This window comes from Achromobacter sp. D7-1, assembly GCF_059760445.1.
In genome coordinates, this window is the sequence record NZ_JCBAMT010000020.1 from 32,246 (window position 1) to 44,367 (window position 12,122).

Sequence of the window (12,122 nt, forward strand, 5' to 3'; positions counted from 1 at the left end):
CCACCGGCCCGCAACGTAGCCTCAGCTGGCGGTGATCTTCTTTTTCTCCACCAGCGCCTTCCACTTGGCCGACTCCCTGGCGATCTCGTCCCTGAGCTGGGCTGGCGGCACGATGGTCGCGGACATACCCTGGTCAGCCAGATAGCGCTGCATGTTCGGCTGTTCGACCGCCGTCCTGGCATCGGCCAGCAGCCGGTCGACGGACGTCTGTGGCGTGCCTGCCGGCGCCAGCAACGCGAACCAGCCAGTGAACTCGAAACCCGGCACGCCGTCCTCCGCCGTGGTGGGCACGTCCGGCAGCAGCGCTGAGCGCTCCTTCCCCGTCACCGAAAGCGCCCGCAGGCGCCCGCCCTTGAGCAGGGGCACGATGGCGTTGATGTTGCCCACGGCGACTTCGATCACGCCTGCCATCAGATCCGTGTAGGCCGGGCCTTCGCCCTTGTAGGGGACGTGCATGAGCTCGATCCCGGCCGCGTCGCTGAAGGCTTCCCCCGCCATATGCGTCTGGCTGCCCACGCCCGCGGACGAGAAGCTGAGCTTGCCCGGCCTGGCGCGGGCGTATTCGATCAGCTCCCGCGTGTTCTTGACGGGCAGATTGGCATTGACCGTGAGCACCATGGGTCCGTTGGCCACCTTGCCGATAGGGCTGAAGTCAGCCAGCGAGTAAGGCAGCTTGCTGTAGATGAACTGGTTGACCGTGAACATGCTGCCCGATGCGAGCAACAGCGTGTAGCCGTCCGCCGGCGCGCTGGCGACAGCCTGCGCACCCACGCTGCCGCCGGCGCCCGCTCGGTTCTCGACGATCACGCTTTGCTTCAGGCCCTTGCCCAGTTCGGCCGCCAAGGCGCGGCCCAGCAAGTCGGTGGCGCCGCCCGCCGAAAACGGAACGACCATGCGTATGACCTTGTCAGATGGCCATTCGGCTCGCGCCGGCAGGGCCAGAAACGGCGTAAGCGCGAGACCACAGCCCAGCGTCTTGACGATGCGGCGGCGGGCGTTATTGGGTTGAATTTCGTCTTTCATGGTTTTGTCTCCTTCAGTTCGCGGGACGGCGAAGCCTGCCGGTTCTCGGCCGGCTGACGATTCGCCAGGCAGCAACTGACCCTCGGGCCGATGGCTCGATTTTTTTGGGGCGTTGCGGTGTTTTTCTGCGGACTACTAGGCTGCTGAACTACAGAACTACCAGACTAAGAACTACTGGCCGGGACCGGCCTGCTCCGTGCCGTCGCGCTGGCCGGCGCAGACTGACTTCAATGCATCGAGCAACAACTGCGTAAGATGGGCTCGCGGGTTCTCCTTCGGCGCCAGGATGCCCAGCCGGCGCGTGACCGTCGGCGAGCCGAACGGAATGACGCGGATGCCCGGCGGAAACTCGTTCCTGCCGCGGCAGGCCGGCACCACCGAGGCGCCCAGGCCATTGGCCACCATGGCGATCACGCCCTCCAGGTTGTCGATCTCCATGGCCGAACGCACCGTGATGCGCCTGCGCACCATCTCTTCCTGCACCAGATGCCCCACGCGCGCCGAGCGGTTGAAGCGGACATAAGGGTTCTGCTCCAGGATCTCCTGGTCGCTGGCGCCCTTTACCGAACGGTGCGCGATGACGACCAGCTGTTCCTCCACGAACGGCAGGAAATCCAGCCCCGAGCGCGGCGCGTCGGGTTCGGTCACGATCGCCACGTCCAGCTGGCGGTGGTAGATGGCACGTTCCAGGTCATGCGTAAGCCCGGTGGTGACGTGGACTTCCAGTCCATGCCCCTGCTTCTGCAAGTGGCGCAGGGCCAGCGGCAGCACGCCCGACACACAGGTATGGACGCTGCCCAGCCTGAGCAATCCCGAGGAGGTGCCCTTCTTCAGCGCGGCGCTCATGCTTTCCCAGTGGGCGATCAGGTCGCGCGCCCGGTGCACCAGCGCCAGGCCCGTGTCCGTGAGGATCGGCGGACGCCGGCTGCGATCGAAGATCGTGATGCCGAGCTCATCCTCGAGAGCGCGGACCTGCATGCTCACCGCCGACAGCGACAAGCCGATGGTATTGCCGGCCTCGGCGAAGCTGCCGTGGTCTGCAATCGCGATCAGCGTGTAGAGCGTCCGGATGTCCATGCAAGGGGGGTTCCTGGTGTAGGCAAGCTTTATGGGAAGGAGGAGTATGCCGCGTCAGATGCCTAGCAGCCGCCGCGCATTGCCCCCCATGACTTTCCTGAGATTATCTTCCCGGATCGGCAAGGTCTCGAACCATTCTTTGTACCCCTGCACGGGACAAAACGGGAACGAGCTGGCGTAGAGCATCCTGTCCGCAAGAAAACCGTCGGCCGCCTTCACATACTCCTCCCAACCCGGCATGCGGGAAAAATACATATCGGGCGACAGCCACAGATTCTGCCGCCGGAAGCCCAGATGCAGGATCTCGTTGACCCAGGGCCATCCGCCATGCGCGACCACGACATTCAGGCCGGGAAAATCCGCCAGCACCCGGTCGGTCCGTATCGGGTCCGAATAGCTCAGGTCCGGGCCCGCCGTGCCTCCGACCATCATGATCACTGGAACGCCCAGGTCCTCGCAATGGCCGTAGATCGGATAGAGCCGCCGGTCGTCGGCGTACATCGGCACCGGGTAGGAACCGGGCTCGATATTGATCAGCTTGAAGCCGTCCTCGACCGCCTGACTGATGGTCTGGCATGCGCGCCGCCTGTCGGTGGGGTCGATGGAGGCTGCGCCGATGAAGCGGCCCGGATGTTCGGCGACGATGCCGCGCACATCCTCGTTGGATACGCTGCCCAGCACGCCTGCCAGGCGCCCCACGACCACGCCGCGGCCTATCCTCGCCGCGTCCATCTCCTTGAGCAACAGCGCCATCGACTGCTGCTGCGCCGCAGCCGAGGGCTCGAAGCCCACCGTCCGGGTAAAGCCGTCGCGGCGTTCTCCCGCCGAGTACATCAGCGTGTCCAGAAAGCCGCCCACGGGCGGCCGCAGCCTAAAGTCGATGATCATCAGAGTATTCCTGTCAGGTGCACGGTTGCCGGGTCTGGCGCGCTGCCACGCCTACATCACTTCATCCTTGCGGTCGTCGGTCTCGCCATAGCGGTGCAAGGCAGGCGGCTTCAAGCCGGCATAAAGCTTCTCGATGCCCGCATTGATGACTTCGGCGTGCTGGGCAAAGAGCGAGTTGCCCTCGAGGTCGCTCTCGACGATGAAGGGCCCGAAGTTCTCGACCTCGAACAGCCACATCGCCTGCGCGATCCCCAACTCATCCAGCCAATGCACTTCGCGCACCCGCTTGATGCCGCGGCCCAGCAAGGCGCCGGTGCCATAACCCACGGTGGTCAGGTAGATCGCGCCGCCCGGCGCCAGCACCTGCTTGTAGTCGTCGGCGGGCATGCCGCCCTTGCCAATCAGGATGCGGCAGCCGGTCTCCTCCAGCCAGCGGGGTATCCACTTGGAGAAGCGGAACGAAGCCGTGGCGGTGACGGCGCCCACGTTGTAGCCGCCGTGGCCGTCCGGCGCCGCGGCCGGCGAGCAATGGAAGTTGACGTTGCTGAGGGAGCGCAGGTCCACCGGCAGCGGCAGGCCCTGGTCCAGCACCTTCTTGTAGACGCCTTCGCGGGCCGTGTAGACCACGCCATTCAGATACACGGCCGCACCGAGTTCGAGCTTGGCGAGGTCCTCGCGCTTGGCGGGCAGGTCCAGGTGAAAGACCTTGATGTCGTCGTCGTTGCTTACCATTCGACCGTCTCCCGGCGCAGGTAGGGCGTGAACCACTGGGGATCGGTGCGGTACTCGATCTTCCCGTTGGCATGGATCCGCGCGGTGGCGCGGCGCGAAGACAGGCAAAAGGTATGCAGGCTGATGGGCATGCCTCCGGTATGGGTGTAGCCGCACTCGATATGGCAGTCGACCACCATGCCGGAACCGACGAAGCCCATGGCGCCCATGCCGATGGAATTTCCCAGCTGCATCAGCTCCAGTTCCAGTTCCGCCACCTTGGGGTCCGGGTTGCGGTCCCCTACCGTGCGCAGACAGGCGGCCTGTTTGCCCAGCTGCATGCAGGTGTCCTTGGAGCCGCCCAGCCCGATGCCCACGATGGCCGGCTGACAGGCCAGCCCGCGCTTGCCGAAGGCAATCAGCGTGTCCAGCACGAAGCGCTTGATGCCGTCTATGCCATCGCCGGGAAACAGCATGCGGTAGTCGGTGCCGAACAGGCCGCCCTTGTGCACGGTCGTGATTTCGATCCAGTCGGTATCGGGCTCGAACGACCATTCGACCTCGGGCGCGTTGATGCCGACGTTGTTGTTGTGGTCGGTGCGCCAGAGCGGATGCACGCGGTTGGGCCGCAGCGGAATGCTGAGCGTGGCCTCGGCCGTGGCGTGGCGCAGCGCGCGCTCCACCGCGACGAAGCCGCTGTCGACCGAGGCGTTGTTGCCCACCTTGACGTAGTAGCGCGGCAGGCCGGTGTCGGCGCACATGGGCCGCCGGTCCTGGTCGGCGGCCTCCCAGTTGTCCACCATGGCATGGATGACGAAGCGCGGCAGCTTGCCGGTTTCCTTCTTCTGCAGTTCCTGGATGCCTTGCTTGTAGTCGGCCGGAATCTCGATGGCCGCGCGGCGCATGATCTCCAGCGCCGCCTCTTCGACTTTCTGTACAGGGATGCTCATGGTGGGATGTGCCTTAGTTCTGGGGAATGCCCGCCTCGCCCTCGATGAGCGATTCGCCGGGTTTTACGATGTCGAAGGAAACTGGAACCATCTCCAGCGCCACCTCGCCGTCCTGCGCGCTCACGCGCGTGTAGCGGCTGGTGTGCAGATCTCCGGCTTCAGGAAAGTCCTCGCGGTAATGTGCGCCGCGGCTGTTCTCGCGCGCCAGCGCCGAGACCGTGATGACCTTGGAAATGTCGACCAGGCTTTCCATATTGAGCCAGTCGTGCCAGGTGAGGTTGTAGCGGCGGTCGCCGTCCGCCACGCCGATGTCGCGCAAGGCGGCGCGGTGGCCGGCGATGGCGGCCAGGCCATGCTCCATAGCCTCGCGGCGGCGCAGCACGCCGACGTCGTCCCACATGGTTTGCGAAAGCGCGTCGCGCAACTCGTGGATGCGCCCAGTTGGCCGGGAAAACGGGAACTCGGCGCGTTCGATGCCGCGTGCGATGATGCGCGGGTCCGCATCGCGCCACTGGCCGGACTTGGCGACATAGGCCGCCATCGCGTCGCCCGCGATGCCGCCGAACACCGTGGAATTGGCCACGCCGTTTCCGCCCAGGCGATTGGCGCCGTGCACCCCGCCGCAGTCCTCGCCCGCCGCGTAGAGTCCCGGCGAGGCCGTCGAACCATCCACGTTGAATTCGACGCCGCCCATCAGGTAGTGGGCGGTCGGCACCACCTCCACCTTGCCGCCCGCCAGGTCGAAACCGCAGTCCTTGCACCGGTTCACCATGCCAGGGAAAGTCTTGGCCACCTTGTCCGGACCCAGATGACTCATCTGGATATAGACGCCGCCCATCGGGCCCGTGCGGCCGGCGCGCATTTCGGCGTAGATGCCGCGGCTGACCACGTCGCGCGTGGCGCGTTCGCCGCGCTTGTCGTAGTTGGCCATGAAGCGCTCGCCGTCGCCGTTGAGCAGATAGCCGCCCGCCCCGCGCAGCCCTTCCTCCAACACCGTTCCGGTCATGCGCGTATCCGGCCCGCCCAGCAGGCCGGTGGGATGGAACTGCACCATCTCCATGTCCCGCAGCTTCAAGCCGTAGCGCAAGGCCATGGCCAAGCCGTCACAGGTCTTGTCGCCGGAGGGCGTGTGATAGCGGTACATCGTCGGCCCGGCCCCGGTGGCCAGCAGCACGGCCTTGGCCTGGATGAACCGATAGGCGCCGGTCCGCATGTCGATGAACAGCACGCCCGAGATGCCGGAGCCGTCGGCGGCCGGAATCAGCTCGATGGCGCGATGCTCTTCCAGTTCATCGACGTCCAGCGCCCGCACCTGCTCCATCAAGCGGTTGATGATCTCGATGCCGGTCAAGTCGGCCTTGTGCACGGTGCGGTCGAAGCTCTGGCCGGCGAACGCCTTGGAATGCAGCGTGCCATCGGGATTGCGGTCGAAGAAACAGCCGATCTCGTTCTCCAGCTCGCGCACCCGTTCGACGGCGCCTTCGACCAGGCGCCACGCCAGGTCCTGGCGCGGCAGCCATTTGCCGCCCTCGATGGTGTCCATGAAGTGGCGCTCCACCGAGTCGCCCGCGGCCAGCGCGACGTTGTAGCCGCCCTGGACCATGCGGGTACAGCCGCACTTGCCCAGCAGGCCTTTCACCGTCACCGTCACTTTCAAAGACGGATTTGCCTTCTTCGCGTGCAACGCCGCGAACAGGCCCGCGCCCCCGGTGCCCAGCACCAGAATGTCCGTCTTGATGTTCTCGATCCGCATTTCAGATCACTCCCGCGATGAAAACCAGGCCCGTCGCCATGGAGACCGCAAAGCCCCACCCGATCCAGGCGACGCGCGCATCCCGCGGCGACTTCCAGGGCAACAGCTCCAGCGCTAGCAGGCGCAGCCCGAAAAACATGTGCAGGGTCAGCAGCAGCACCAGCCCCCATTCGCCGAACTTCATCGCCGGCATGTCGGCAAGCTTGAGGAATCCGTCCAGCCGCGCCTGGTCCAGCGCCATCGCCAGCACGTAGAAGTGGGCGGGCAGGAACAGGGCCAGCGCCAGGCCGGAGAGGCGATGCCCGAGGAAGGCCCAGTAGGCCTGATGGTTGCGCGCGGATCTCATGGCATCAGCCCTCCAACCGCCGCGACGGCGCGCACGCCCAGGATGAGCAGTCCCAAACCGAACGCCAGCCCGACCACGGACGCGGCGCCGCGGCCCAGCCGCAGCCACTCGATCAGGATGTTGCGCACGCCGATCGGCACGTGGACCGACACGCTCAGCACGAACAGGCCGTAGAAGACGATCCAGAACCAGTTGCCCTGCGTGCGCGAGAGAATCTCGCCCGCGGTCAGCCCGCCACGCACCGCGTAGATGACCAGGCCCACGTGCACCAGGACAAACGGCGCCATCACCATCGCCGTCAGGCGCTGGAGCGCGAAAAGACGAGCTTCCATGTCAGCCCCCCTTGAGCAGGCTGAAGATGGCGCTGCGCTTCAATCCCGCAATGCTGCCCGTGGGGCTGAGGCTTACCGGACAGTGCTTCATGCAGCTGCCCTGGGTATGACAGGAGTTGCAGCCGCTGCCGGAGGTGGCCTTGCGCAGCACGTCCTTGGGGTCTGCGTGCCGTTCGTCGTTGAACAGCGTCCACGCCCGGTTCAGGGCGGCCGGGCCCAGGTAGTCCTTATCCCAGGACACCACGTCACAGGCCGCGTAGCACACGCCGCAGTTGATGCACTCGATGGCGGCGTCGGCCTGCTTGCGCTTCTTGCTCTGCGGCGACACCAGTGCTGGCGGGTCATTGCGCGTGGCCGTGCCGACGAAGGTATTGCCGGCGCGCGCCCACTTCTGGAAGAACTCGCTCATGTCGACGACCAGATCCTTGATCCGCGGCATGTTGCGCAAGGGTTCGATCACGATCACGCCCCCCTCTTCCACCCGGCTGACGTGGGTGCGGCAGGTCCAGCGGGGCTTGCCGTTGACCGTCATGGCACAGGACCCGCAGACGCCGACGCGACAGGCGTAGCGGTACGAAAGGTTCGGCTCCTGGGTGCGCTGCACTTCGGTCACCACATCCAGAACCGTCTGGTTCTCGCGCCACGGCACCGAATAAGTGGAATAGCTTCCGTCCTCGGTTCCCCGCGAGATGCGGACCGTGAGTTGTCTCTGATTCGTGGAGTTCTTGGTATCCATTTTCCGCCCTCGGACGACACCTTGCGTCCATGAACAGAATTCTGGATCTCGCGTATGAGTGAAGCAATATGGATTTGGTTGATATTTTTTGAAGTTATTTTCGGCCCGCCCAGAGGGTGCGCCGTGCGATCCGGCGACTGCCGCGCCGCGGCATCTTCAATGGATGGCGATCACTGGACGCAACAGGACCGCTGTCGGGCAGGAACCGAGGCAGGTGGGCAGGGCTCAATCGCCCTAAGAAGCATCTTTTGAAAAATTCGGTATACTTCGCCCTCGCTTGCCGGCACAGTCCCAGATCGCAACGATCGCGGATCGCGCAAGGCACGCAAATGCGGGAGTAGCTCAGTTGGTAGAGCGCAACCTTGCCAAGGTTGAGGTCGCGAGTTCGAGACTCGTCTCCCGCTCCAAATTTTGATTTTCAACCTCCTTCGCGGAGTTCTGGAAATCCTTGAAAAAGGGCCTTCGGGCCCTTTTTTCATTCCGGCTTGTGCCGCTTGGGAAATGAAGGAACACGGGCAATGGATATTGCATTGATCCTGCTGGTGCTTATCGCGGCATGGCAGGTGCTGCGCGTGCGCTATCAGCGCGCCCGCATTGCGTTGCTGGGGCGTCATCTGGGCGGTTTGCAGCTGGAGCGCCACATGGAAACACTGACGCAAGGCTACACCCGCGCCATCCGCGAAGACACCGAGAACCGCCAGCTACAGGTACTGGAAACCTTCGCCCAGACCGAACGCGCCGTGGCGGCACAAGTGCAGTCGCTGGCCGATGCCATGCAAAAGGAAAGTCCACAGGCCACCCGCGTGTCCACGCTCTCGTTCTGCGTGCCATACATCGAGCGCTTTCTTCCCGCGATGACACGGGATTTTCGTGAGCTGCTGCACATCCATGCACTCGGCTTGCGCCATGTCGTGGACAACGAAGGCCACTGGGACGCAAGAGAGCGCGCGTACCACCTCTCGGCGGAGTTGTATCTGCTGCAGCACAGTTGCCATTGGTTCTGCAAATCCCGCGCCGTGGCCGATGCACGGCTGATGCTGCGGCATCAGGTCAATCACCGGAAAGTCCTGGATTCAGTGTCTGCTGTTACCCGCTCGGCTTATCTGCGATGGCAGGGGGACGATAAACACTAAGACCAACGGCGCCTCGTCCGTTCTGGCCCCGCTCAGCGAGCATTCTTGAGCAAGTCCTTGAAAAAGGGGCGAATCTTTCGATTCGCCCCTTTTTCATTTGTTCTCGATTCCAGCCCGGCGCTGGCGCAGCAAGCGTCATGAACGCGACCCTTGCTGCGCCTGTCGGCGCCTGATCAGAAGCGCACGGCCAGCTTGAGCACGCCCGACTGCTGCCGGTTGCCGCCGCCGAACTGCGCATCATAGGCAATGCCCGCCGTCGTGTTGCGCGTGATGGCCATCTCGGCGCCCAGGCCCAACACCGCGGCGTTGCGCGCGATCGGCACGCCCGTCACCGAGAACGTGCTGCCGCCTTCGAAGGCCAACTGCTGCTTGGGCTGCACATCGCCCATGGCATGGCGCCAGCCCAGCGACGCGGTCAGGCGGCCAGGCGCGCGGTCGGAACCGAACTCCCAAGAGCCACGCAGTCCCAGCGTGGTGCTGGTCACGTCGTCGGAATTGCTGGACCCGTGCAGGGCCGCCGTGCCGCCGGACTCCTCGAAGCCGCGCGTGCGCAGCTGGTTCCACGCCAGGCCCGCAAACGGTTCGATGGTGTAGGCGTCGCCCAGCGGCAGGTTGTAGCCGAGCTCGGTGAACACCTGCGTCGACGAGGCGTGATACGACGACTCGAGCCGCTGGTTCAGGCTGCCGGCCGCCACGTCGCGTTTCGCGTCGATGTCATGCCAGGTGTAGGCCGCGCCGGCCATGAAGCGGATGTGGCCGGGACCGGCCTGGAAATTCCGCCCGCCGAACAGGGTCGCCGTATAGCTGTCGACATTGGTGCGCGAGGACGTGTCGTCGATCGAGTTGTGGCTGCCGATGTAGCCGACCGCGCCGCCCAAACGCCAGCCGCCGCCCACCGCGCCATCGCCGCCGACGAACAGGCCGCCCGACGATTGGCTCAGGCTGGACGCGTTGCTGTCGCCGTCGAACTTGCTCCAGTTGCCGAACGCTTGCGCCCAGACCGGCGATGCGCCGCTTTGCGGCATGGCGTCGGACGACGGGGCGCCCAGTTGGGCGGTGGGACGTCCGGCCAACACCGGCGCGTCGAGGTTGCCGCGCAGATGCGAGAGCGGCAGCGTGCGCACGGTGTCGCCCTGGCTCAGCAGTACGCTCGCGGTGCTGCCGTAGACTTCGCCCGAGAGCATCCTCAGGGCCGATCGCGCTTCGTTCGGAGTCATGGCGAGCACGGCATTAGCCACCTGGCTGGCGCCTGTGTTCTTGCCCGCGGCGATGCCGCTGTCGACCAGGGAAGAGCCGCTGCCGGTGGGCGGCGTTTCGTTGCCGGCGCTGGACGAGCCGTTGCCGGTCGAGGTCGAGCCATTGCCCGCCGAGGACGAACCGTTGCCCGTCGACGTGGAGCCGTTACCCGTCGAAGACGAACCGTCGCCCGTCGACGAAGAGCCGTTGCCCGTCGAAGACGAACCATTCCCCGTCGACGAAGAGCCGTTGCCGGTCGAAGACGAACCATTCCCCGTCGACGAAGAGCCGTTGCTGGTCGAAGACGAACCATTGCCCGTCGCGGGCGGTTCCTCTTTGTCCAGCGCTCCGCCCACGCTGCTCTCGTTGCCCGAGCCGCCGATGCTGCCGATAGGCACATCATTGCGCGTCAGCGTCATGTACGCATTCTTCGGGTCATAGCTGAGCGTGGGCGTCAGGAAGGCATAAGCGCTCGAAGCGCCAGTGAACTGACCCTGGATGCCGCCATCCGCCGTCAGGATGTTGTAGGTCGTGCGCGGCGCGTAGTTGCCGTCGGGACCCACGTGCGCCACGGTGCCGTCGAGATAGGCAACGCCGGTGACGTGGATGCGGTCGCTGAGGGTGCTGGCCGGATCGGCATGCACGCGGTAGATGGTGTTCTGGCCAAAGGTCAGGTTGCCGTTGACCGTGAGCGTGCCCATGGGCGTGCCATCGTTGCCGGGAGAGATGACTGCGGTGGGGTACAGATTGGTGCTGCCCACCTGGCCAACACCTGCCAGCACGACCTCGCGGCCGATGTCCATCGGACCGTTCAGCTTGCCGTCGATCTCCAGCGCGCCGTCGGCGATCAGGATGGGACCGGTGAGGCCGCTACTGTCGGCCGTCAGGATCACCGACCCCGGGCCGGTCTTGACGAAGCCCTGCGTGCCTTGCAAGGGGTTGTCGATGGTGTCGACGAATTGGCCCGAAGCATAGGTGCCATCGCCGACCACGATTGCGGGCGGATTGCCGCCGCTGCCAACCAGGGTGATGGGCGCGCCCTGCAGGCGATAGCGGTCGGTGGCGAACTGGATGCCCGACACGCGCACCGGACCTGCGCTGCCGTCCACGGTCACCGTGCCGGCCGCGCCAGTGAAGATCGCGTAGCCACCATCGGGCAGCGCGCCGGTGGCATTGCTCGGGCTGTTCCAGTTCGTGCCGGCCGCGCTCCAGGTGCCGTTGCCGCCGCCCGACCGCGTCGCGGATGCCGCGCCGTTGCCGTTCCACAAGTTGGTGGTGCTGGGGCCCAGGATGAGATTGATCTGCTTGTCGCCGGTCAGGTTCTGGATGGTGGCTGCAGGCGCGGAATCGCCCGAGACCGAACCCAGCGTCAGGCCGTTGCCGCTCATCGAGCCGCCATACGACAGGATCCGGTAGTAGCCGGCGTTGACGCCCAAGGTATTGACCGTGACGTTCAGCGTGGTGTTGTTGATGGCGGCATTGCCGCGCACGGTGATGTTGTCGCCAGTGCCGGGTTGCGTGATCGGCAGCCCCGCATAGCCGGTCTCGAAATTGAACACGGCGTTGTTCATCGACAGGTTGCCGTTGACGACCAGATTGCCGTTGGAGACCCCCGTCGGCGTGCCAACTTCATACCCGGGCGCCACACGCGCGCCGGATACGTTGAGATCGCCATTGATCGAGCCAAAGCCCGCGACGGTCCCGTTCGAATTCGCATTGACGTTGCCGCCGAGCGTGACGCCCGAGCCGCCGCCGTTGCCGCCGATCACCAGCGTGCCGCCGTTGACATCCACCCCCCCGGGGAAATTGGCCGAGCCGTCGAACACCTGCGTATTGCCCGACGTCACCGTCAAGTCCGCAGCCGTGACGCCACCGCAGTAGGACGCGCTCAGTGCGAGCGTCGCCGTCAGCCATTTCTTCGTGTCATGTATCAACGT

The 12,122-nt window shown here is 65.2% G+C and carries 11 protein-coding genes and 1 tRNA gene; 2 read left to right on the forward strand and 10 right to left on the reverse strand.

What is annotated here, in order from left to right; genetic code table 11:
• Positions 1 to 21 precede the first annotated feature (21 nt).
• The 9 genes from AC6LKD_RS11320 to AC6LKD_RS11360 form a co-directional block, all read right to left on the reverse strand.
• The gene (locus AC6LKD_RS11320; RefSeq protein ID WP_498116230.1) at positions 22 to 1,023 is read right to left on the reverse strand and encodes a Bug family tripartite tricarboxylate transporter substrate binding protein; all 1,002 of its coding nucleotides are present in this window, start codon (positions 1,021 to 1,023) and stop codon (positions 22 to 24) included.
• Between the two features lie 171 nt (positions 1,024 to 1,194).
• A complete protein-coding gene (locus AC6LKD_RS11325; RefSeq protein ID WP_013391843.1) occupies positions 1,195 to 2,100 on the reverse strand; it encodes a LysR family transcriptional regulator in 906 nt (301 codons plus the stop codon).
• Between the two features lie 54 nt (positions 2,101 to 2,154).
• The gene (locus AC6LKD_RS11330) at positions 2,155 to 2,988 is read right to left on the reverse strand and encodes an amidohydrolase family protein (RefSeq protein WP_498116232.1); all 834 of its coding nucleotides are present in this window, start codon (positions 2,986 to 2,988) and stop codon (positions 2,155 to 2,157) included.
• 51 nt (positions 2,989 to 3,039) lie between these two features.
• A complete protein-coding gene (locus AC6LKD_RS11335; protein ID WP_013391841.1) occupies positions 3,040 to 3,720 on the reverse strand; it encodes a fumarate hydratase C-terminal domain-containing protein in 681 nt (226 codons plus the stop codon).
• Positions 3,714 to 4,649: a fumarate hydratase gene (locus AC6LKD_RS11340; RefSeq protein WP_013391840.1), complete on the reverse strand. Its 936-nt coding sequence runs from the start codon at positions 4,647 to 4,649 to the stop codon at positions 3,714 to 3,716. Before AC6LKD_RS11340 ends, AC6LKD_RS11335 begins: the two co-directional genes overlap by 7 nt.
• A gap of 13 nt (positions 4,650 to 4,662) precedes the next feature.
• Positions 4,663 to 6,402: an L-aspartate oxidase gene (locus AC6LKD_RS11345; RefSeq protein ID WP_498116233.1), complete on the reverse strand. Its 1,740-nt coding sequence runs from the start codon at positions 6,400 to 6,402 to the stop codon at positions 4,663 to 4,665.
• 1 nt (position 6,403) lies between these two features.
• Complete coding sequence (locus AC6LKD_RS11350) at positions 6,404 to 6,748, reverse strand: succinate dehydrogenase/fumarate reductase transmembrane subunit (RefSeq protein WP_013391838.1); 345 nt, start codon at positions 6,746 to 6,748, stop codon at positions 6,404 to 6,406.
• Positions 6,745 to 7,080, reverse strand: a complete 336-nt coding sequence (locus tag AC6LKD_RS11355) for a succinate dehydrogenase membrane anchor (protein ID WP_013391837.1) — start codon at positions 7,078 to 7,080, stop codon at positions 6,745 to 6,747. Before AC6LKD_RS11355 ends, AC6LKD_RS11350 begins: the two co-directional genes overlap by 4 nt.
• A 1-nt stretch (position 7,081) precedes the next feature.
• Positions 7,082 to 7,816 (reverse strand): succinate dehydrogenase/fumarate reductase iron-sulfur subunit, encoded by a 735-nt coding sequence (locus tag AC6LKD_RS11360; protein ID WP_013391836.1) that lies wholly within the window; start codon positions 7,814 to 7,816, stop codon positions 7,082 to 7,084.
• A gap of 331 nt (positions 7,817 to 8,147) precedes the next feature.
• On the opposite strand from AC6LKD_RS11360, the gene AC6LKD_RS11365 reads away from it, so the two are divergent.
• Both AC6LKD_RS11365 and AC6LKD_RS11370 read left to right on the forward strand, forming a co-directional pair.
• A tRNA-Gly gene (locus tag AC6LKD_RS11365) sits at positions 8,148 to 8,223 on the forward strand.
• A 111-nt stretch (positions 8,224 to 8,334) separates the two neighbouring features.
• Complete coding sequence (locus AC6LKD_RS11370; RefSeq protein WP_013391778.1) at positions 8,335 to 8,949, forward strand: hypothetical protein; 615 nt, start codon at positions 8,335 to 8,337, stop codon at positions 8,947 to 8,949.
• 173 nt (positions 8,950 to 9,122) lie between these two features.
• Here the strand turns inward: AC6LKD_RS11370 and AC6LKD_RS11375 are convergent, their stop codons facing one another.
• A complete protein-coding gene (locus tag AC6LKD_RS11375; RefSeq protein WP_013391777.1) occupies positions 9,123 to 12,119 on the reverse strand; it encodes an autotransporter family protein in 2,997 nt (998 codons plus the stop codon).
• Between the last annotated feature and the right edge of the window lie 3 nt (positions 12,120 to 12,122).